This window comes from Pseudonocardia sp. TRM90224 (genome assembly GCF_021245725.1).
Classification (GTDB): Bacteria; Actinomycetota; Actinomycetes; order Mycobacteriales; family Pseudonocardiaceae; genus Pseudonocardia.
Window position 1 is genome coordinate 373940 of sequence record NZ_JAJGSX010000006.1, and the last position, 20083, is coordinate 394022.

Annotated in this window: 20 protein-coding genes; 13 read left to right on the forward strand and 7 right to left on the reverse strand. The window is 73.8% G+C overall.

Annotated elements, in window-relative coordinates:
- The first annotated feature begins 7 nt into the window (after window positions 1-7).
- Window positions 8-439, forward strand: coding sequence for a DUF5313 family protein (locus LL648_RS12420; protein ID WP_232662652.1), 432 nt, complete (start codon window positions 8-10; stop codon window positions 437-439).
- Here the strand turns inward: LL648_RS12420 and LL648_RS12425 are convergent.
- Both LL648_RS12425 and LL648_RS12430 read right to left on the reverse strand, forming a co-directional pair.
- A complete protein-coding gene (locus tag LL648_RS12425) occupies window positions 417-830 on the reverse strand; it encodes an SsgA family sporulation/cell division regulator (protein ID WP_232662653.1) in 414 nt (137 codons plus the stop codon). The two genes, LL648_RS12420 and LL648_RS12425, sit on opposite strands and share 23 nt — an antisense overlap.
- 181 nt (window positions 831-1011) lie before the next feature.
- A complete protein-coding gene (locus LL648_RS12430) occupies window positions 1012-1521 on the reverse strand; it encodes a hypothetical protein (RefSeq protein ID WP_232662654.1) in 510 nt (169 codons plus the stop codon).
- A 149-nt stretch (window positions 1522-1670) separates the two neighbouring features.
- On the opposite strand from LL648_RS12430, the gene LL648_RS12435 reads away from it, so the two are divergent.
- On the forward strand, window positions 1671-3356 hold the full coding sequence (locus LL648_RS12435) for an AMP-binding protein (protein WP_232662655.1): 1686 nt from the start codon (window positions 1671-1673) through the stop codon (window positions 3354-3356).
- A gap of 217 nt (window positions 3357-3573) precedes the next feature.
- On the forward strand, window positions 3574-3810 hold the full coding sequence (locus LL648_RS12440; RefSeq protein WP_232662656.1) for a hypothetical protein: 237 nt from the start codon (window positions 3574-3576) through the stop codon (window positions 3808-3810).
- Window positions 3811-3845: 35 nt separating this feature from the next.
- Here the strand turns inward: LL648_RS12440 and LL648_RS12445 are convergent, their stop codons facing one another.
- Window positions 3846-4472: a flavin reductase family protein gene (locus LL648_RS12445; RefSeq protein ID WP_232662657.1), complete on the reverse strand. Its 627-nt coding sequence runs from the start codon at window positions 4470-4472 to the stop codon at window positions 3846-3848.
- Window positions 4473-4543: 71 nt separating this feature from the next.
- On the opposite strand from LL648_RS12445, the gene LL648_RS12450 reads away from it, so the two are divergent.
- Window positions 4544-5491 carry a cobalamin biosynthesis protein gene (locus LL648_RS12450; RefSeq protein ID WP_255685293.1) on the forward strand — a complete coding sequence of 316 codons (948 nt, stop codon included), beginning with the start codon at window positions 4544-4546 and terminating at the stop codon, window positions 5489-5491.
- Here the strand turns inward: LL648_RS12450 and LL648_RS12455 are convergent.
- From LL648_RS12455 to LL648_RS12465, 3 genes are read right to left on the reverse strand one after another with little or no spacing between them, the layout of a single operon-like run.
- Window positions 5457-6269, reverse strand: a complete 813-nt coding sequence (locus LL648_RS12455; protein WP_232662659.1) for an alpha/beta fold hydrolase — start codon at window positions 6267-6269, stop codon at window positions 5457-5459. The genes LL648_RS12450 and LL648_RS12455 overlap by 35 nt on opposite strands.
- Window positions 6266-7243 carry a non-homologous end-joining DNA ligase gene (ligD, locus tag LL648_RS12460; RefSeq protein ID WP_232662660.1) on the reverse strand — a complete coding sequence of 326 codons (978 nt, stop codon included), beginning with the start codon at window positions 7241-7243 and terminating at the stop codon, window positions 6266-6268. Before ligD ends, LL648_RS12455 begins: the two co-directional genes overlap by 4 nt.
- Window positions 7244-7247: 4 nt before the next feature.
- Entirely contained in the window at window positions 7248-8045 is a 798-nt protein-coding gene (locus LL648_RS12465) for an SURF1 family cytochrome oxidase biogenesis protein (RefSeq protein WP_232662661.1), read from the reverse strand.
- A gap of 209 nt (window positions 8046-8254) precedes the next feature.
- Here LL648_RS12465 and LL648_RS12470 point away from each other — a divergent pair, with 209 nt between their 5' ends.
- The 3 genes from LL648_RS12470 to cobO are packed head-to-tail and all read left to right on the forward strand — an operon-like array spanning window position 8255 to window position 12385.
- On the forward strand, window positions 8255-9769 hold the full coding sequence (locus LL648_RS12470) for a cobyric acid synthase (protein ID WP_232662722.1): 1515 nt from the start codon (window positions 8255-8257) through the stop codon (window positions 9767-9769).
- Window positions 9769-11757 carry a putative cobaltochelatase gene (locus LL648_RS12475; protein WP_232662662.1) on the forward strand — a complete coding sequence of 663 codons (1989 nt, stop codon included), beginning with the start codon at window positions 9769-9771 and terminating at the stop codon, window positions 11755-11757. The genes LL648_RS12470 and LL648_RS12475 overlap by 1 nt, the downstream gene beginning before the upstream one ends.
- A 13-nt stretch (window positions 11758-11770) precedes the next feature.
- Window positions 11771-12385, forward strand: a complete 615-nt coding sequence (cobO, locus tag LL648_RS12480) for a cob(I)yrinic acid a,c-diamide adenosyltransferase (protein ID WP_232662663.1) — start codon at window positions 11771-11773, stop codon at window positions 12383-12385.
- Window positions 12386-12463: 78 nt separating this feature from the next.
- On the opposite strand, the gene LL648_RS12485 is transcribed toward cobO, so the two are convergent.
- The gene (locus LL648_RS12485; RefSeq protein WP_232662664.1) at window positions 12464-13354 is read right to left on the reverse strand and encodes a CPBP family intramembrane glutamic endopeptidase; all 891 of its coding nucleotides are present in this window, start codon (window positions 13352-13354) and stop codon (window positions 12464-12466) included.
- 102 nt (window positions 13355-13456) lie between these two features.
- Between LL648_RS12485 and LL648_RS12490 the strand changes: the two genes are divergently transcribed.
- From LL648_RS12490 to LL648_RS12515, 6 genes are all read left to right on the forward strand, one after another.
- Window positions 13457-14431 (forward strand): aldo/keto reductase, encoded by a 975-nt coding sequence (locus LL648_RS12490; protein WP_232662665.1) that lies wholly within the window; start codon window positions 13457-13459, stop codon window positions 14429-14431.
- 76 nt (window positions 14432-14507) lie between these two features.
- Entirely contained in the window at window positions 14508-15866 is a 1359-nt protein-coding gene (locus tag LL648_RS12495; protein WP_232662666.1) for a cobyrinate a,c-diamide synthase, read from the forward strand.
- Between the two features lie 27 nt (window positions 15867-15893).
- The gene (locus tag LL648_RS12500; protein ID WP_232662667.1) at window positions 15894-17294 is read left to right on the forward strand and encodes a WS/DGAT/MGAT family O-acyltransferase; all 1401 of its coding nucleotides are present in this window, start codon (window positions 15894-15896) and stop codon (window positions 17292-17294) included.
- Window positions 17291-18298 (forward strand): patatin-like phospholipase family protein, encoded by a 1008-nt coding sequence (locus LL648_RS12505; RefSeq protein WP_232662668.1) that lies wholly within the window; start codon window positions 17291-17293, stop codon window positions 18296-18298. The genes LL648_RS12500 and LL648_RS12505 overlap by 4 nt, the downstream gene beginning before the upstream one ends.
- On the forward strand, window positions 18295-19179 hold the full coding sequence (locus LL648_RS12510; protein ID WP_232662669.1) for an alpha/beta fold hydrolase: 885 nt from the start codon (window positions 18295-18297) through the stop codon (window positions 19177-19179). Before LL648_RS12505 ends, LL648_RS12510 begins: the two co-directional genes overlap by 4 nt.
- Entirely contained in the window at window positions 19176-20057 is an 882-nt protein-coding gene (locus LL648_RS12515; protein ID WP_232662670.1) for an NAD-dependent epimerase/dehydratase family protein, read from the forward strand. Before LL648_RS12510 ends, LL648_RS12515 begins: the two co-directional genes overlap by 4 nt.
- Window positions 20058-20083: the final 26 nt, after the last annotated feature.

The following is a 20083-nucleotide window of genomic DNA, read 5'->3' on the forward strand; positions in this document are numbered from 1 at the left end:
GGGGAGAATGGGCCAGGTGAAGCGTCCGAACCCGCTGCGGTGGCTGTGGTACGCGATGGGCGGCGGGCTGCCGTCGCGGCACCGGGAGTGGGTGCTGCACGACGTGACCGCCAGATGGTGGCGGGTGCGCGCCTTCGTGCGCTCGCTCGTGCAGATCCTGCCGTTCGCGGTGCTGGTGTACTTCGTCGTTCCGGGGGAGCCGTGGGTCAGGCTGATGGCCGTGGCCGGGGGAGTCTTCGTCGGGATGATCTACGGTGCGGCGTTCCAGGACGAGTCGACCGAGCATCGCGCGGTGAAGGCGGGGTACCCGCGCGGGACTGCGACGGCGGTGCGCGCGGAGGCGAACGCCGACGAGCGGGCCGCAGCCGAGCTCCGGTACGCGGCGCGGTACCGGAACGGCGGGCCGCCCGACACCGTCACTCCGCGCAGCTCTGCGTGATCTTCGCGATTTCCCCGTCGATGTCCATCATCCCTTCCTCGTCACCCAGCGCGACCAGCTCGGTGGTGGCCTCGACGAAGTGGCGGAGCAGGTCGCGGTCGACCTCGAGCACCGCGCGCCCGTCGGTGGACCGGATCTCGATCTCGACGATGTCGTAGCCCTCGACGATCTGCGGGCTCATCCTGATGTCGCCGTCACCGGCGGCGCGGGAGAGCGATTCGACCACGAGCTCGCGGCCGACCAGCCACTCCACCCACCTGTCTTGCCTGGTACGGACGGCCAACGTGATCGCGAAGGGGTCGTCGGCGTGGTAGATCCAGCGCGTGACGACCGGCGCGGGCTGGCCGTGCAGCACGGTGAACATGTCCTGCTGAACCGAGTCGGTGCTCATGCTCATCGCCCCCTGGGGCTTCGGGTGTCCGTCGCCGATGCGACGGTGTCATGGGCTAGATCGCCGCAGCGGGCCGGAATGCTGCACCTGTTTCGTTTCTTCACCCGAATCAGTGAGTAATCACCCATCCGGGGGCTGTACGGTAACCCGCCGTCGTTCGGATGCCGATCCAGGGCTCCGATCAGGCAGAACGCTCGGCGGTGACCACCCAGATGCCGCCCGCGCCGGACTTCGACGGCTGCGAAAGGGTCAACGTCAACAAGCGGGGTCCTTCGCGCACCTCGACGGTCGTCCGACCGCCTGCCGATCCGGTGACGGCGGCCTCGGCCGTCGTCCATTCATGAGCGGCCGAGACGTAGGAGAGCGCGACCTCGGTGGGGTCGAGCAGCCACGGCTGGGACCCGCGGTCAACCTCGGCCTGCAGTGCGGCTGCCTCCGCGGCGCCAGCTGCGGGCCACGGCAGCGAGGTGCTGACGTCGCCCTGGTCCGGGAGGCGGGGTAGCGCGCCGGGCGTCGGGCGGGGGTGCGTGCTGCTGGGCGCCGGATCCGGATCCCGTGTCGCCTCTTCCCGGGTGGTCGGCGCCGCACCCGCTGCCGTCGACCGGGGCGACTCGCTGTTCCCGCAGCTAGTGAGCAGCAGGCCGGCCGCCAGCACCACGGCGGCGGCCGCGATGCGGCGGGATGTGATCACCGGTCCACCGTAGGCAGCGCCGCCGGTCGCCTCCCGGCAACCCCTCCGGCACGTCAGGGTGCTCTCCGATCGGAGGTGAGCCGGAAGGGTCCCTACGGCTTAGTGTGCGGGCGGATCGGTATGGGCGGCTACTTCGGCGAGGTGAACGGATGAACCCGTCAGCACAGGCCTTCTACGCGGCGCGGGAGTTCCTGGTGGCGCACCGGGAGGACTACGACACGGCCTACCGGGAGTTCCGCTGGCCGGAGATCGACGAGTTCAACTGGGCGCTCGACCACTTCGACGCGGTCGCCGTCGACGGCGTGCGTGGCGCGCAGCGGGCGCTGTGGATCGTCGAGCAGGACGGCAGCGAGGCCTACTGGACGTTCGCGGAGCTCTCGGCGCGCTCCAACAAGGTCGCCAACTGGCTGCGCGCAAACGGCGTCGCCCGCGGCGACCGGATCATCCTGATGCTGGGCAACCAGGTGGAGCTGTGGGAGACGCTGCTCGCCGCGATGAAGCTGGGCGCGGTGGTGATCCCGGCGACGACCCTGCTCACGGCGTCGGACCTGCGTGACCGGCTCGACTGCGGCGGCGCGAAGCACGTTGTCGTCGGCGGTGCCGACGCTGGCAAGTTCGAGGGCGTGGAGGGCGACTACACGCGGATCGCGGTGCGCGAGGCGCCCGAGGGCTGGCTGGACTACGCGGCGGCGGACGGTGCGTCGAGCGAGTTCACCCCCGACGGCGTGACCCGCGGCTCCGACACCTTGCTGCTCTACTTCACCTCCGGGACGACCGCCAAGCCGAAGCTGGTGGAGCACACCCACGCGTCCTACCCGGTCGGGCACCTCTCGACGATGTACTGGATCGGGCTCGCGCCCGGCGACGTCCATCTGAACATCTCCTCGCCCGGCTGGGCGAAGCACGCGTGGAGCAACGTCTTCGCGCCGTGGATCGCGGAGTCGTGCGTGCTGGTCATGAACTACGCCCGGTTCGACGCCGAGAGCGTGCTGGGGGTGCTCGACCGCTGCAACGTCACGAGCTTCTGCGCGCCGCCGACGGTCTGGCGGATGCTGATCCAGGCCGACCTCTCCGGCCTCGCGAACCCGCCGTCGAAGGTTGTCGGCGCCGGTGAGCCGCTCAACCCCGAGGTGATCGAGCAGGTCGAGAAGGCGTGGGGGGTGCGGATCCGCGACGGCTTCGGCCAGACCGAGAGCACCGTGCAGATCGGCAACCCGCCCGGTCAGAGCGTCAAGCCGGGCTCGATGGGCCGTCCGATCCCCGGGTACCCGATCGAGCTGGTCGACCCCGCGACCGGGGAGAAGGCCGACGAGGGGGAGATCTGCATCGACCTCGCCCGCCGCCCGCTCGGGCTGATGGTCGGCTACCACGGCGACGACGAGCGCAACGCCGAGGCGATGGCCGGCGGCTACTACCACACCGGGGACGTCGGGTCCCGGGACTCGGACGGCTACATCACCTACGTCGGGCGGTCCGACGACGTGTTCAAGGCGAGCGACTACCGGATCAGCCCCTTCGAGCTGGAGAGCGTGCTGATCGAGCACCCCGCCGTGGCCGAGGCGGCCGTCGTGCCGTCGCCCGACCCGTTGCGGCTCGCCGTGCCGAAGGCGTACGTGGTGCTGGCCGCCGGGCACGAGCCGACGGAGGAGACGGCGCGGTCGATCCTCGAGTTCGCGCGGGACAACCTCGCCCCGTACAAGCGGGTGCGCCGGCTGGAGTTCGCGCCGTTGCCCAAGACGATCTCGGGCAAGATCAGGCGGGTCGAGCTCCGCGGGCGCGAGGGCGAGATCCATGCCGACGCCGCGGCGGCGGTCGAGGGGGAATACACGTTGTGACGCTGCGCGCTCGTCAGATCACTACGTGCTGTGATCAGTGCAGGTCAGAGGCGCGCTGAGCGGTAACCCTCGGCCGACGATCGGTAAAAGTACAGGTTGGACGGTCATCCGTTCACACGTCGGCCGCGGCGTTTCTGCCGTTCACAGCAGGGCCCGTCACAGACCGGAATCTCTTGGGCCCGCGGATGTTGGGCGGAGTGTGACGCAAGGACCGGCGGTGGCCGCTCACGACGCGGGCGGCGACAACCTGCCCATGGCCGAGATGATGGCGGGGATGCCGGAGGTGTGGCGACGCCTCCTCGCCGCGCACGTAGCCGATCGCCTGGGCCGCTGCACGACGTGCCGCAACTCCAGCGGCTCCGGCGAACGCTGGCCCTGCTCCCTGCACCAGATCGCCGTCGACGCCCGCCGGCTCTACGAGCTGCGGCTCGGGCAGTCCGTCGGCGGGGAGTGACGCGCCACCGCCAGCGCGCGGTGCCGGACAGAGCGCTAGCGCTTGCCCTCGGTCCAGTCGTCGTAGGCGATGCGGTTGATCGCCAGCACGTCCCCGATCGTGGACCACTGGTTGCGCCCGAGCCGCGCGAGCGGGCGCAGCTTGTCGATGGTGGGCAGCGCGCCCTCCTGCATGTCGCCCTCGACGACGTGCTCGGCGATGGCCGCGTGCACGACGTTCCCGATCACGATGGTGGAGTCGCCCAGCTCGACGGCCTGGTGCAGCCGGCATTCCAGCGCCACGGGCGACTCGGCGACCCGCGGTGGCGCGACGACCGTGCTCGGCTCCGGGGTGACGCCCACCTCCGCGAACTCGTCGAGGTCGGGTGGGAAGTTCGTCGCGGTCGCGTTGATCTGCTCGAACAGCGGCTCGGGCGCGAGGTTGACGACGAACTCGCCGGTCGCGACGGCGTTGCGCAACGAGTCCTTCTTGCCGTGGCTCGTGAACTGCACCATCGGCGGGTCGACGCACGAGACGGTGAAGAACGAGTGCGGCGCGAGGTTGGCCACGCCGTCGGCCGAGACGGTCGACACCCACGCGATCGGGCGGGGCACGACGACCGAGGTGAGGACGCGGTAGAACCGGCCGGCGCCGAGCTCGTCGGGATCGATGTGGATGCGCACGCGGCAATCCTCCCCCGCGCACCACGCCGTGGGCCGGGCCCACCCCACCGGCTGGGTAGGGTCGGCCGGTGCTGGGACGGGCCGTAGGGCTGCTGGTCGGGGTCGCGGCCGACGCCGTGTTCGGTGATCCGCGGCGGTGGCACCCGGTCGCCGGGTTCGGGACGGTCGCGGCGGCGCTGGAGCGGCGCTCGTACGCCGACCGGCGCGCGGCCGGCGCTGCGCACACCGTCGCGCTGGTGGGGGCGACCGTGCTGCTCGGCGCAGCGGTCGAGGTGCTCGGCAGGCGCCGCCCGCTCGTCGAGGCGACGGTGACGGCCGCGGCGACCTGGGCCGTGCTCGGCGGCTCGTCGCTCGCCGGCCACGGCGCCGCGCTGGCGGCCGAGCTCGACGGCGGCGATCTTGCGGCCGCGCGGGCCCGGATCCCGGCCCTGTGCGGGCGCGACCCCGCGTCGCTCGACGCGGCGGGGATGGCCCGCGCCGGCACCGAGTCGATGGCCGAGAACACCTCCGACGCCGTGGTCGCGCCGCTGTTGTGGGGCGCCGTCGCGGGCGTGCCGGGCTTGCTCGGCTACCGCGCGGTCAACACCCTCGACGCGATGATCGGCCACCGCTCGCCGCGCTATCTGCGTTTCGGCTGGGCCGCGGCCCGCATCGACGACGTCGCCAACCTGGTGCCGGCGCGGGTGGCGGCGCTGCTGTTCGCGCTGCTCGCCCCGACGGTTGCGGGGTCGCCGCGCGCGGCGCTGGCGGCGTGGTGGCGCGACGCGTCGGCGCACCCGAGCCCCAACGCCGGCCCCGTCGAGGCCGCCGCGGCGGGCGCGCTCGGTGTCGGGCTCGGCGGGCGCACCGTCTACGCGCACGGTGTCGAGGAGCGGCCGCGGCTCGGCGCCGGCCCGCCGCCCGCGCCCGCCGACCTCCGCCGGGCCGCGGCGCTCTCCCGACGGGTCGGGCTGGCGGCTGCGGCGCTGGCTGCGGCCGCGGCGCTCAGCCCGAGAGGAACTCGTCGATCAGCCCGTTGACCTGCGGCGGCACCTCCAGAGCCGCGAGGTGGGCGGCGTTCTCGATGACCACCAGCTCCGCGGTCGGGATCGCCGAGGCCATCGCCGACACCTCCGCGACGGGGAAGGTGGAGTCCTCCTGGCCCGCGACGACGAGCACCGGCGCGGTGATGCCGGCGAACAGGGCTCGCTGGTCGGGCCGCAGCGGCACGATGCTGCGCACGGCCCACCGGACCGAGCGGACGTCCGCGGCAGCGGCGAGCCGCACGACCCGCCGGACGACGTCGGGCCGGTGGCGGCGCGAGGTCGGGCCGAGGAACGCCTTCACCACCGACGACGTGAGCGGCGGACGGACCCCGCCGAGCAGCGTGCTGACCTGCAGCAGCAGCTCGTACTCGACCTTCTGTCGCCACCCGGCCGCCGACGCCGTGCCGTTCAGCAGGACGCATCGGCGGACGCGCTCGGGGTAGCGGGCCGCGAACGTGCCGCCCGTCATCGCGCCCCACGAGTTGCCGACGACGTCGGCGGTTGCGAAGTCGAGGAGGTCGAGCACGTCCGTGACGCACCCCGCGCAGCTGTCCAGGGTGAACGTCCTGGTGAGGGCCTCGCTGCCGCCGTGGCCGGGCGGGTCGACCGCGATCGTGGTGAACCGGTCGGCGAAGTGGGCGACCTGCGCGTCCCAGAGCGTGCGGTCCATCATCAGGCTCGGCCAGAACAGCAGTGCCGGCCCGGAGCCCGCGACGTCGACCCGCAGCCGGCCGAGCCGGGTCGGGACGTCGAGCGTCCTCTTGGTGATCATTCGGTCCGCCTCGCCCTGCTCGGGGCCACCCGCGGTGGCTCGTCGGGTTGTTTCGGGTACACCGGCGGCCACGGCGCGTCCATCAGGCCTGCGGCGCGGTCGCGGGCGTGCATCGCGAGCAGCGGGTCGAGCGACTGCGGCTCGGCGGCGATGTCGCGCCACGGATCGCCGACGGTCGCCAGCCGCTCGGGCAGCGACGCGATCGTGAACTGGTCCGGGTGCACGTCGTCCAGCTCGGCCCAGCTGATCGGCGTCGACACCTGCGCACCGGGCCGGGCCCGCACCGACCACGCCCCGAACACCGTCTTGTGCGGCGCGTTCTGGTTGTAGTCGACGAACACCCGCGTGCCGCGCTCCTCCTTCCACCACGCCGCCGTGATCAGGTCGGGGCGTCGGCGCTCCAGCTCCCGCGCGATCGCGACAGCGGCGCTGCGCACCTGGTAGGAGTCCCACCGCGGCTGCAGGCGGACGTAGACGTGCAGGCCGCGGTTGCCGGTCGTCTTCGGGTGCCCGACCACCCCGACCTCGGCCAGCAGCGCTTCCAGCTCCCGCGCCGCGGCCCGGATGTGCGTGAAGTCGACGCCGGGGGTGGGGTCGAGGTCGATGCGCAGCTCGTCGGTGTGCTCGGGGTCGTCGGCGAGGTAGGGCCAGACGTGGAAGCCGAGGCAGCCGAGGTTGACCGCCCACAGGACGTGGTCGATGTCGGCGACGACGAGCGCTTCCGACGTGGTGCCGTTCGGCGTCGAGACCGTGGTCGTCCGCAGCCATCGCGGCGCGTTCTTCGGCACGCGCTTCTGGAAGAACGACGGGCCTTCGGCGCCTTCCGGGAAGCGCTGGAGCAGGACGGGCCGCCCGCCCATCGCCCGCATCAGCGGCTCGGCGACCCGGCGGTAGTGCTCGGCGAGATCTCCTTTCGTCTCGCCGCGCTCGGCGAAGAACACCCGTTCCGGGTTGGAGATCAGGTCGCCGGCCACGGTGCTACCCCTCGTCGTCGCCCGCGAGCGCCCTGCGGACGGCGGCCTTCTTCGCGGCTCGTCCCTCGCCGCGGCGCTGCATCAGCTCCAGCCGCACGAAGTAGATCAGCGCGAAGACGGCGATCGCCCCGAAGGTGAGCCACTGCAAGGCGTAGGAGAGGTTGGTGAACGGTGCCCCGCTTGCGCTCGGCGCGACGGCGAGCGGCGCGAGCACACCCGGCTGCCCCTCCGAGAGCTGCAGGTACCCGGGCTCCAGCGCGAGGCCCGTCGCCGCTGCGAGCGTGCGGGAGTCGGCGGCGTAGAGCTGGCGGTGGCCCGCGGCGGTGATGACCGCCCGGCCGTCGGGGTCGGTCTCGTCGGTGCGCAGCCGGGCCGTGAGCGTGACCGGCCCCGCCGGCGCCGACGCGAAGCCGGGAACGTCGGCGCCGCCGGTGGCCGCGACCAGCCCGCGGTCGACGACGAGCAGCCGGCCCTCGCTCGTCCGGAACGGCGTGAGGACCTCGTACGCCGGCGCGTTGTCGAGGTGGCGCAGCCGCACGAGCGCCTCGGCGTCGGGCAGGTACTCGCCCGACACCGTGACCTGCCGCCACGCGACGTCCGGCGCGACACCCGCGCCGGGCGCGGACAGCTCGACGAGCGGGACGGGCGGCGTCGCGAACGAGGCGTTGATCGCCCGCTGCTGCGACTCGCGCTCCGCCTCGCGACCGAACTGCCACGGCGCGAGCAGCGTGTAGCAGGCGACGACGAACCCCGCCACCACCGCAACGAGCGCGATCCACCCGGGACGCAACAGGAACCGCACGCGTCCACGTTAGGCCACCGGCGCAACGCGCCCGGCAACACACCGCGCGCGCAGGGCAGCCCGGGGCCTGGGGGAGGGCAGGAAAGCCACTTTCCGGCCCTCACAGGGCAGGAAAGTGGCTTTCCTGCCCTCGCGTGTGGGTGGACGTCCTGCGCGGTGGCGGTCCGGGGCGCCGCGCTGGAGGGTGTGGTGTGCGCGAGGATGGTGCCGTGCACGGGGCGCTGCTGGTGGCCGGGACGACGTCGGACGCGGGGAAGAGCGCGCTCGTCGCCGGGATCTGCCGCTGGCTGGCGCGTCGTGGGGTCAAAGTGGCGCCGTTCAAGGCGCAGAACATGTCGAACAACTCCGTCGTCACCCCCGACGGCGGCGAGATCGGCCGGGCGCAGGCCATGCAGGCGCACGCGTGCGGGCTCGCGCCGAGCGTCGCGTTCAACCCGGTGCTGCTCAAGCCGGGCAGCGACCGAAGCTCGCAGGTTGTTGTGCTGGGGCAGGCGCAGGGCGTCGTCAGCGCCCTGTCCTACTACGAGCGGAAGGCCGCGCTGCTCGAGGTCGTGACGGGCACGCTCGCCGACCTGCGCTCGCGCTTCGATGTGGTGGTCTGCGAAGGCGCGGGCTCGCCCGCCGAGATCAACCTGCGCGCCTCCGACATCGCCAACATGGGTCTCGCGCAGGCTGCCGACCTGCCGGTCGTCGTGGTCGGCGACATCGACCGCGGCGGCGTGCTCGCCCACCTCTTCGGCACGCTGGCCGTGCTCGACCCCGCCGACCAGCGCCGCATCGCCGGCTTCGTGATCAACAAGTTCCGGGGCGACCCGGCGTTGCTCGCCCCCGGCCTCGACCAGCTCGCCGCGCTCACCGGCCGCCCCACCCTCGGGGTCGTCCCGTGGGCCGAGGGTCTGTGGCTCGACGCCGAGGACTCGCTCTCCGCGGTCGGTGATGCCGTGCTCGGCCGGCCGGGGCCGCCGCACGGGTCGCAGTGGCTGCGGGTCGCGGTCGTCCGGTTGCCGCGCATCTCCAACGCCACCGACGCCGAGGCACTCGCCTGCGAGCCCGGGGTCGCCGTCCGGTACGTCACGGAGCCGTCCCGCTTGCTCGACGCCGATCTCGTGGTGCTGCCGGGTTCGAAGTCGACCGTCGCCGACCTGGCCTGGTTGCGCCGCACCGGGCTCGCCGACGCCGTCGTCGCGCACGCCCGCGCCGGACGTCCCGTGCTGGGCATCTGCGGTGGCTACCAGATGTTGGGGCGCTCGATCGCCGACCCGCACGGGGTGGAGGGCGGCAGCGCCCACGGGCTCGGGCTGCTCGACCTGGAGATCGAGTTCGACCCCGCCAAGCACCTCGCCACCCCGAGCGGCACGGCGTGGGGCGAGCCGGTGACCGGCTACGAGATCCACCACGGCCGGGTCGTCCGCTCCGGCGACCCCGGTCTGATCGGCGCCGAGGGCACCGACCGCGGTGTCGTGCTCGGCACGCACTGGCACGGACTGCTGGAGAACGACGGGTTCCGCCGCGCGCTCCTGCGCCGGGTCGCTGCGCAGGCCGGCCGCGACGGCTTCGAGGTGGCGCCCGGCACGTCGTTCGCCGACGTGCGGACCGCGCAGCTCGACCTGCTCGGCGATCTGGTCGAGGCGCACCTCGACACCCGCTCACTTGAACATGTCATCAATCACGGTGCACCGTCGGACCTGCCGATCGTGGCCTCCAGTCTGGCAGGCTCGCCGTGATGAATACCGCGACCAGCACCGCCGGGTTCCCGTTCACCGCGGTCGTCGGGCACGACGACCTGCGGCTCGCGCTCCTGCTCAACGCCGTGCACCCGGGCGTCGGCGGGGTGCTCGTGCGCGGTGAGAAGGGCACGGCGAAGTCGACGGCGGTGCGCGCGCTCGCGGCCCTGCTGCCGGCGCTCGCGGTGGTGCCGGGTTGCCGGTTCGGCTGCGACCCCGCCGATCCCGACCCGGCCTGCCCCGACGGCCCGCACACGAGCGGGCCCGCGGAGACCCGCGCGGCGCGGCTCGTCGAGCTGCCGGTCGGCGCGACGGAGGACCGGCTCGTCGGCTCGCTCGACCTGGAACGTGCGCTCGCCGAGGGCGTGCGGGCCTACCAACCCGGCCTGCTCGCCGAGGCGCACCGCGGCGTGCTCTACGTCGACGAGGTCAACCTGCTGCACGACCACCTCGTCGACCTGCTGCTCGACGCCGCGGCGATGGGCCGGGCGCACGTCGAGCGCGACGGCGTCTCGGTCTCGCACGCCTCCCGGTTCCTGCTGGTCGGGACGATGAACCCGGAGGAGGGCGAGCTGCGCCCGCAGCTGCTCGACCGCTTCGGGCTGGCCGTCGAGGTGCGGGCCGCGCGGGACGTGGAGACGCGCGTCGAGGTCGTGCGGCGGCGGCTGGCGTTCGAGGCCGATCCCGTGGGGTTCGCGGCGCGCTGGAGCGCCGCGGAGTCCGAGACGGCGGCGCGGATCGCCGCGGCGCAGGCCACGGTCGGGTCGGTGGTGCTGCCCGACGCCGAGCTGCGGCGGATCGCGGCGGTCTGCGCGGCGTTCGACGTCGACGGCATGCGGGCCGACCTCGTGATCGCCCGGGCCGCCGTCGCGCACGCCGCGTGGCGCGGTGTGGCCGTCGTCGAGGAGGAGGACGTGCGGGTCGCGGCCCGCCTCGCGCTGCCACATCGGCGCCGGCGCGACCCGTTCGACGAGCCCGGCATCGACGAGGGCGCGCTCGACGACGCGCTGCGCGAGGCCGGCGAGAACGAGGATCCCGAACCACCGGACGGCGGGCCTGGTGGCGGCGCCCCGGAGGAACCGCCCGCGGCCGGCACCGACGATCAACGCAGTGAGAGCTCCGCGCCGCGCCCGGCCGGCGACGGCCCCACGCAGGCCGCCCCGCCGCCGTCGTCGACGTTCCGGGCGCGGCTGCTGCAGGTACCGGGGATCGGCGAGGGTGCTCCGGGGCGTCGGTCGCGGGCGCGTACCGACGCCGGCCGGGTCGTGCGCGCGTCCGGGGCGACCCCGCGGCGGGCCGCCGACGTGCACCTGCCCGCGACGATCACGGCCGCGTCGCCGCACCAGCGCTCGCGCGGCCGCAGCTCGGCGGGACTGGTGTTGCACCACGACGACCTGCGCCACGCCGTCAGGGAAGGCCGCGAAGGCAACCTCGTGCTCTTCGCCGTCGACGCCTCGGGCTCGATGGCGGCGCGGACCCGGATGGCGGCCGTCACCGGCGCGGTGATGTCGCTGCTCCGCGACGCCTACCAGCGCCGCGACAAGGTGGGGCTCGTGACCTTCCGGGCCGGCGGCGCGGAGCTCGTGCTGCCGCCGACGTCGAGCGTCCCCGCGGCGCAGGCGAGGCTCGCCGGGATGCGGACGGGCGGGCGCACACCGCTGGCCGACGGGCTGCTGCGGGCGCGTGCGGTGCTGCGGGTCGAGCGGCTGCGCGACCCGCGCCGCAGGCCGCTGCTGGTGCTGCTCACCGACGGGCGGGCGACCGTCGCCGCACGTCCGGGCGGTGACCCGGTGGCCGACGCCTGCCGTGCTGCCGGCCTGCTCGCGGCCGACGGCGTCGCGACGGTGGTCGTCGATTGCGAGAGCGGGCACGTCCGGCTCGGGCTCGCCGGCCGGATCGCCGCCGCCGCGGGTGGCGCGCTGGTCGGGGTGGGTGAGCTGTCGGCCGACCGGGTCGCCGGGGTCGTGCACGCGGCGCGCGCTGCGTAAGGGAGGGAACGCGATGCCACAGGGCCAGGTCACGACCGTTCCGGACGACGGGCTCACCACCCGCCAGCGGCGCAACCGGCCGCTCGTCGTCGTGCACACCGGCACGATGAAGGGGAAGTCGACCGCGGCGTTCGGGCTGGCGCTGCGCGGCTGGAGCCAGGGCTGGTCGATCGGGGTGTTCCAGTTCGTGAAGTCGGCGAAGTGGAAGGTCGGCGAGGAGGCCGCGTTCCGCGCGCTCGGCAAGCTGCACGAGCAGACCGGCGAGGGCGGGCCCGTCGAGTGGCACAAGATGGGCGAGGGCTGGTCGTGGACCCGCAAGCAGGGTTCCGACGAGGACCACGCGGCTGCCGCGGCGGAGGGCTGGGCGGAGATCCGGCGCCGGATCGAGAGCGAGGCGCACGACGTCTACGTGCTCGACGAGTTCACCTACCCGATGAAGTGGGGGTGGGTCGACGTCGCCGAGGTGGTCGAGGTGCTCGCGGCGCGCCAGGGCCGCCAGCACGTGATCATCACGGGCCGCGACGCCGCCCCCGAGCTGGTCGACGCCGCCGATCTCGTCATGGAGACCACCAAGATCAAGCACCCGATGGATGCCGGGCAGAAGGGGCAACGGGGCATCGAGTGGTGAGCGCCGCGAACTTCCCCACCGTTTTGCCAACTTGCACGGGCTGCAGGGCGTGCAGGTTGGCAAAACGGTGGGGAACTTTCACGCGTGGGCCGGGACGGCCGTCGCGCGGGGGACGGCGGTGGCGTCGTAGCCGAGCCGGCCGCGGGTCGCTACCAGTAGGACGACCGCGAGCGCCCACACCCCGATCACCGGCGACCAGGACCACTGGTGGTCGAGCGCCGGGTAGAAGGCCCGCTGCCCCGGCCCGGCGACGGTGTTGAAGGCTGCGTGGAACAGGATCACCATCGGCAGGCTGTTGCCCGCCCGGTTGTAGATCCAGCTGATCACGATGCTGAGCCCGATCGTGATCAGCGTGAACTGCACGAGCACGCTCGCCTGCGCCCCGCCGCCCCACGCCGTCAGGAACAGCGGGAAGTGCCAGATCGCCCAGAGCACGCCGAGCACGACGGTGGCGACGAGCGGGTGCAGGCGCTGCTGCATCCGGTGCAGCGCGAAGTCGCGCCAGCCGGGCTCCTCGGCGAGCCCGCTCGTGAGGCACTGCATGACGAGGTACGCCACGATCATGGGCAGGAACTCGATGCCGGGCAGCTGGAAGGCGCCGAGCCCGCCGGGCAGCGCGAGGGTCGCGGCGATCAGCACCGCGGGGAACACCAGCAGGGTGAACGCGTACCAGCGCCACCCGACCCGGAACCGGACGAGCCGGCTGCGCCACTGCCGCAGCCCCTCGCGCCCTTCGGTGGCGGCGGTGACGACGAACGCCGCCGTCAGCGGGCCGAGGTACGCGCCGGGCATGAGCCCCAGCAACTGGGTGTCGCCGAGCAGCTCGGGGAGCCGGTAGGGCAGCACTCCCAACCCGTCGGCGGACAGGATGTAGGGCGCCCAGCCCAGCCAGCTGACGGCGTTGGCCAGCACGAAGAACGTGATGAGCGGACGTCGCGCGACGAGCGCCCGCCAGCGGTTTTCGGTCATGGCTGCGACGTTAGGGAGATCGCGGGTCCGGTCCCATCCCGCGAGCATGTGTATCGAAGGTGGAGCTGGCTGGAGTGCCTCCGACGAGTAGCGTGCGAGATCGTGGAGTACACGCGACTGGGCTCGACCGGGTTGGCCGTCTCCCGGATCTGCCTCGGGATGATGAGCTACGGCTCGAAGCTGTGGCGCGACTGGGTGCTCGACGTCGACGCCGCCCGCCCGCTGGTGCGCGGCGCCGTCGACGCCGGGGTCACGTTCTTCGACACCGCCGACGTCTACTCGATCGGCGTGAGCGAGGAGGTGACGGGCGCGCTGCTCGCGGAGCTGTTCAGCTCGCGCGACGACTACGTGCTCGCCACGAAGGTCTTCTCGAAGATGGGGGAGGGGCCGAACGAGAAGGGCCTGTCCCGCAAGCACATCATGGCCAGCATCGACGCGTCGCTGCGCCGGCTCGGCACCGATCACGTCGACCTCTACCAGATCCACCGGTGGGACCCCGAGACGCCGATCGAGGAGACGATGGAGGCGCTGCACGACGTCGTGCGCGCTGGCAAGGCCCGCTACATCGGCGCGTCCAGCATGTACGCCTGGCAGTTCGCGAAGGCGCAGCACACCGCCGACCTGGGCGGGTGGACGCGGTTCGTCGCGATGCAGGACCACTACAACCTCCTCTACCGCGAGGAGGAGCGGGAGATGCACCCGCTGTGCGTCGACCAGGGCGTCGGGGTGATCCCGTGGAGCCCGCTGGCCCGCGGCGTGCTCGCCGGCAACCGCACCCGCGAGGGCAAGAGCACCACCCGCGCGCAGAGCGACGAGATGGCCGACCGGCTCTACTCCGAGGCCGACTTCGCGGTCGTCGACGCCGTCGGCGCGGTCGCGGAGGCCCGCGGGCTGCCGCAGGCGCAGGTCGCGCTGGCCTGGATGCTGCACAAGGACGCGATCACGGCCCCGATCATCGGCGCGACGAAGTCGGGCCACATCGAGGACGCCGTCGCCGCGGTCGACGTCGAGCTCTCCGACGACGAGATCGCGGCGCTGGAGAAGCCCTACGTCCCGCACGCCGTGGCCGGCCACTAGTGCGAACTTCCCCACCGTTCTGGGTGGATGCGCGCTCCCATGGCGCGCATCCACCCAAAACGATGGGGAGATTCGGGTGACCGCGAGGGCGGTTGTGGTTGCGGCGCCGTCCTCGGGGTCGGGGAAGACGACGGTGGCCACCGGGTTGATGGCGGCGCTGCGCCGGCGGGGGACGGCGGTTGCGCCGTTCAAGGTGGGGCCCGACTACATCGACCCCGGCTACCACACGCTGGCCGCCGGACGGCCCGGCCGCAACCTCGATCCCGTGCTCGTCGGCGCCGACCGGGTGGCGCCGCTCGCCCGGCACGGCGCGGCCGGCGCGCAGATCGCGGTCGTCGAGGGCGTCATGGGGCTCTTCGACGGCCGGCTCGCCGACGGCGAGGGCTCGACGGCGCAGGTCGCGGGCCTGCTCGGGGCGCCGGTCGTGCTGGTCGTCGACTGCAAGGGCCAGTCGCGCAGCCTCGCCGCGCTGCTGCACGGGTTCCGCTCCTTCGACCCGACCTTGCGGGTGGCGGGTGTGGTGCTGAACCGGGTCGGCAGCGAACGGCACGAGACGGTCCTGCGCGCCGCGGCGGACGAGGTCGGCCTCCCGGTGTTCGGTGCGCTGCCGCGCCACGACGCGCTCGTGGTGCCGTCGCGCCACCTCGGCCTGGTCACGGCCGTCGAGCACGGGGTCGCGGCAACGGCGGCGGTCGACGCGATGGCGGAGCTGGTGGCCGCGCACGTCGACCTCGACGCCGTGCTCACCGCGGCCGCCCCGCTGCCGCCGGGCCCGGCGTGGTCGCCAGAGGTCGCCGAACCGGCACCGGGCCGGCCGCGCGTGGTGATCTTCGGCGGGCCAGCGTTCACCTTCGGCTACGCCGAGCACGGCGAGCTGGTCGCCGCCGCCGGCGCCGAGGTCGTGGTGCTCGACCCCTTGCACGCCGAATCCCTCCCGGAAGGCACCGCCGCACTCGTCCTGCCAGGGGGTTTCCCGGAGGAACACGTCGGCGCGCTGGGCGCGAACGCGGCCCTGCGCTCCGACGTCGCCGCGCTCGCGGCCGCCGGCGCCCCGCTGCACGCCGAGTGCGGTGGCCTGCTCTACCTCTGCGAGGCGCTGGACGGCGCTCCGATGTGCGGGGTGCTGCCCGCAGCCGCCGCGATGACCGGCCGGCTCACGCTCGGCTACCGCGACGCGGTTGCGCTCACGGCCTCGCCGCTGTTCGAGGCCGGCGAGCGGGTGGCGGGCCACGAGTTCCACCACTGCGCCGTCGAGCCGCGTGCGGGCAGCGCGCCCGCGTGGGCGTGGCGCGGGGCCGAACCCGAGGGTTTCGTCCGGAACGGCGTACATGCGTCGTTCCTGCACAGCCACCCCGCCGGGCGTCCCGACGCGGTCGCGCGGTTCGTCGCTGCGGCCGGCTCCCGATCATCGGCGAATCGGCATACTGTCGAGTAACCAAGTGCCGCTCGCGAGGAGGTCACCGTGCCGGAACGGTTGTCGCCACTGGACTCCTCGTTCCTCTTCATGGAGGAGCTCACCACTGCCATGCACGTCGGCGGCCTGATGACGTTCGAGGCGCCGCCCGACGGGTTCGACGCCGAGGCGTTCATCACGCTGATCGGCGAGCGGCTGGCGGCGGTGCCGCGCTACCGGCAGAAGGTGCGTGAGGTGCCCGGTCGCCTCGGGCTGCCGGTCTGGGTCGACGACCCCGATTTCGACCTGCACTTCCACGTCAGGCGCTCGGCGCTGCCCGCGCCGGGCGGCCCGGAGCAGCTGCGCGACCTCGTCGGCAGGCTGCAGGGCCGCCAGCTCGACCGCTCCCGCCCGCTGTGGGAGATCTACCTGGTGGAGGGCCTCGCCGACGGCGGGTTCGCGGTGATCACGAAGACCCACCACGCGATGGTGGACGGGCTCTCGTCGATCGACATCGGTGCCGTCCTGCTCGACGTCACGCCGCAGCCGCGCGAGTCGGAGCCCGACGACTGGCGCCCGCGCCCGGAGCCGTCGGCGCTGGAGCTGATCGCGTCGGCGGTCACCGAGCAGCTGCGCCGGCCGCAGTCGGCGATCGGCAACCTGCGCCGGGCCGTCACCGACGCGCGCACGGTCGCCATGAACGTCGCCCAGACCGCGGGCGCGCTGGTGGCGTACGCCCGCAACGCCTCCGGGACCGCCCCGTCGAACCCGCTGAACGCGACGATCAGCCAGCAACGCCTGTACGGGACGTCGTCGGGTGAGCTCGACGACTACAAGGCGATCCGCAAGGCGCACGGCGGCACCGTCAACGACGTCGTGCTAGCGGTCGTCGCGGGTGGGCTGCGGCGCTGGCTGATCCACCGCGGCGAACCGGTGCTGGCCGGGACGACCGTCCGCGCGATGGTCCCGGTGAGCGTGCGGGTGCCCGGGGGCGCTCCCGGCAGCGAGGAGAACCTCGGCAACCGCGTCTCGGCGTACTTCGTCGACCTCCCGGTCGGCGTGCCGGACGCGGTCGACCGGCTGACGACGATCAGCGCCGCGATGGAAGGGCACAAGCGCAGCGGCTCGGCGATCGGGGCGACCGCACTCGTCGGGCTGGTCGGGCTCACCCCGCCCACGCTCCACAGCCTCGGCGCGCGGCTGTCGAGCTCGCTCTCGGCGCGCGTGTTCAACGTCGTCGTCACCAACGTGCCCGGCCCGCAGTTCCCGCTCTACGCGGTGGGCGGCCGGATGCGCGACATGTTCCCGGTGGTGCCGCTCGCGAAGGGCCAGTCGGTGTCGATCGGCATCACGTCCTACAACGGCGGCGTGTTCTACGGCCTCAACGCCGACCGCACGACGATGGGCGATGTCGACGTGCTGGCGGCGGCGATCGGGGAGTCGCTCGACGAGCTCCGGGAGACGGTATGACGCGGACGGGGCTGGTGCTCGGCGCCGGCGGCATCCTCGGCGGGGCGTGGATGGCGGCGGGGCTCGCGGCGCTCGCCGACCGGCTCGACCGCCCGCTCGGCGAGCTCGACCTGATCCTCGGCACCAGCGCCGGCAGCGTCTTCGGGGCCGCGCTGCGCTGCGGGATGAGCGTCGACGAGCTGCTGCTGCACCAGCGCGGCGTGCCGCCTGCGGAGATCGCGCCCGACCTCGACACCGGCGATCTGCCGGACATGCGCACCATCGAGCGGGAGTCGGGCGACGGGCTGCCGCCGATCCCGTTGCCGTGGATGGGCTCGCCGCGGCTGGTCGCCACGGCCGTCACGCACCCGTGGCGGGTGAATCCGGTGGTCGCGGCGTCCGGGCTGCTCCCGGCGGGCCGCGGGCGGATGGGCTCGCTGATCAGGATGGTTGCGGCGCTGCAGACGCGGCTGGGGATCACGACCGACGGCTGGGTGCCCGGCGCGCCGCTGTGGGTGGTTGCCGTCGACTACGACTCGGGCGCGCGGACGGTGTTCGGCCGTGCGGGCGGGCCGCCGTCCACGGTCGGCGAGGCCGTCCTCGCGTCCTGTTCGATCCCCGGCTGGTTCACCCCGCAGGTGATCGGCGGGCGCAGGTACGTCGACGGCGGGGTTGCGTCGTCGACCTCGCTCGGGCTGCTGGCCGGGCCGGACGCCCCGGACCTCGACGAGGTCTACGTCCTGGCGCCGCTGGCCAGCCACGCCTACGACCGGCCGGTCGACCCGCTCTCCGGGGTCGAGCGCGGGGTGCGGCACGTTCTGACCCGCTGGCTCGACGCCGAGGTCGCCGCCGTCCGCGCGCGCGGCACGCGGGTGACCGTGCTGACGCCGGGCCCGGCCGACCTGCACGCGATGGGCTTCAACCTCATGAACCCGCGCCGCCGCGAGCGGGTGCTGGAGACGGCGATGGCCACGACGGCCGATGCCTTGGACGCCGCGCTGGACGAGGGGCGGCGCGCCGCATGACCGGCACGACCGCAACCGCGCGCAACGGCGACGTCGAGCTGGCCTACGAGCGGCTCGGCGGCGACGGCGCCGAGCCGTTGCTGCTGATCATGGGCCTCGGCATGCAGATGGTGTACTGGAACGACGCGCTGGTCGCCCGGTTCGTGGAGGCGGGGTTCAGCCCGGCGCGCTTCGACAACCGGGACGTCGGGGAGTCCACGCACCTGGCCGACCGCGGTGTGCCGTCGATGGCGGCGGTGATGCTGATGCCGCAGGTCGTCGCGCCGTACCGGATCTCCGACATGGCCGCCGACGCCGTCGCCGTGCTCGACGCGCTGGGCTGGGAGTCGGCGCACGTGCTCGGCGCGTCGATGGGCGGGATGATCGCGCAGACGGTCGCGATCGGGCACCCGACGCGGGTCCGCACGCTGACCTCGGTGATGTCGACCCCGTCGCCGCGGATCGGGCGGGCGAAGCTCGGCGCGATGTCGGCGCTCGTCGCGCCGCCCGCGCGCACCGCCGAGGAGGCCGCGGATCGTGCAGTGCGCACGTTCGGCGTGATCGGCTCGCCCGGCTACCCGCTCGACGAGGAGTGGCTGCGCACGTACGCGCGCAAGGCGTTCCACCGCAGCCACGACCCGGCGGGCGGGCGCCGGCAGCTGGCGGCGATCAGCGCGTCGCCGAGCCGGGTGTCGGGGCTGCGCCGGGTTGCGGTGCCGACCCTCGTCGTGCACGGCGAGGACGATCCGCTGGTCCGCCCGGCCGGCGGCCGCGCGACCGCGGCCGCGGTGCCCGGCGCGCGGCTCGTCACGTACCCGGGGATGGGGCACAACCTCCCGCGTGAGCTGTGGCCGTCGATCGTGTCCGAGGTGGCGGCGTTGGCGGGCCTGCGCCCTTCATGAACTTCCTCGTGCTCGGCGGGTACGGCGCGGTCGGTGCCGCAGTGGTGGGTGAGTTGCGGGCGGCTGGGCACTCCGTGACCACGGCGGGGCGGGACGCCGCCCGTGCCGATCGGGCCGTCGACCTGCGCGAACCGGGACTGCGCAGCTACCGGGAGGCGCTCGCCGGGATCGACGTCGTCGTCAACGCCGCCGGTGTCGAGAGCATCGACGTCGTCGCCGCGACCGGGCCTGCCGCGTTCGTCGACATCACGGCCACAACCGCGTACGTGCATGCGGTTGAGCGGCTCGCTCCCACGGGCCCGGTGCTGCTGAGCGTCGGGCTCGCGCCGGGGCTGACCAACCTGCTCGCCGCGCAGCTGCACCGGGAGCGGCCGGCGCGCCGGATCGATGTCGCCGTGCTGCTCGGCACCGGCGACGCGCACGGCGCCGCCGCGACCGGGTGGACGTTCGGGCTGCTGGGGCGGCGGTTCGCCGATCCCGCGACCGGCGAACCCGTCCTCAACTTCAGCGGCGCCCACCCGTTCGACCTGCCGGGAGCCGGCCGCCGGCGGCTGGTGCGCGCCGACTTCGCCGACCAGCACGTCCTGACCCGCGACCTCGGGGTGCCGGTGCGCACCTGGTTCGGGCTCACGTCCAGGTTCGCCACGGCCGGGCTGACCTTGCTGAGCCGGCTGCCCGGGGCGGGCTCCTTGCCCGGCGACGCGCACCTGCCCGGTTCGGACGCGTGGCTCGTGTGCGCGGTCGCGGACGACGGCCGGACCCGCGCCCGCGCGGGGCGCGGGCAGTCGCTCGCGACAGCGGAGATCGCGGCCCGGGCCGCCGCGCTCGCCCCCACCCTCGCCCCGGGTGTCCACCACCTCCACCAGGTCGCGCGGTAGCGGGGCCGCCGCGTCGCTGCCCACGC

What these genes read in the sequence shown, in the direction of transcription:
- LL648_RS12420 (WP_232662652.1), top strand. Translation starts at nt 8, where the DNA reads ATGGGCCAGGTGAAGCGTCCGAACCCGCTGCGGTGGCTGTGGTACGCG.
- LL648_RS12425 (WP_232662653.1), bottom strand. Translation starts at nt 830, where the DNA reads ATGAGCACCGACTCGGTTCAGCAGGACATGTTCACCGTGCTGCACGGC.
- LL648_RS12435 (WP_232662655.1), top strand. Translation starts at nt 1,671, where the DNA reads ATGAACCCGTCAGCACAGGCCTTCTACGCGGCGCGGGAGTTCCTGGTG.
- LL648_RS12455 (WP_232662659.1), bottom strand. Translation starts at nt 6,269, where the DNA reads ATGATCACCAAGAGGACGCTCGACGTCCCGACCCGGCTCGGCCGGCTG.
- LL648_RS12475 (WP_232662662.1), top strand. Translation starts at nt 9,769, where the DNA reads ATGAATACCGCGACCAGCACCGCCGGGTTCCCGTTCACCGCGGTCGTC.
- cobO (WP_232662663.1), top strand. Translation starts at nt 11,771, where the DNA reads ATGCCACAGGGCCAGGTCACGACCGTTCCGGACGACGGGCTCACCACC.
- LL648_RS12485 (WP_232662664.1), bottom strand. Translation starts at nt 13,354, where the DNA reads ATGACCGAAAACCGCTGGCGGGCGCTCGTCGCGCGACGTCCGCTCATC.
- LL648_RS12505 (WP_232662668.1), top strand. Translation starts at nt 17,291, where the DNA reads ATGACGCGGACGGGGCTGGTGCTCGGCGCCGGCGGCATCCTCGGCGGG.
- LL648_RS12510 (WP_232662669.1), top strand. Translation starts at nt 18,295, where the DNA reads ATGACCGGCACGACCGCAACCGCGCGCAACGGCGACGTCGAGCTGGCC.
- LL648_RS12515 (WP_232662670.1), top strand. Translation starts at nt 19,176, where the DNA reads ATGAACTTCCTCGTGCTCGGCGGGTACGGCGCGGTCGGTGCCGCAGTG.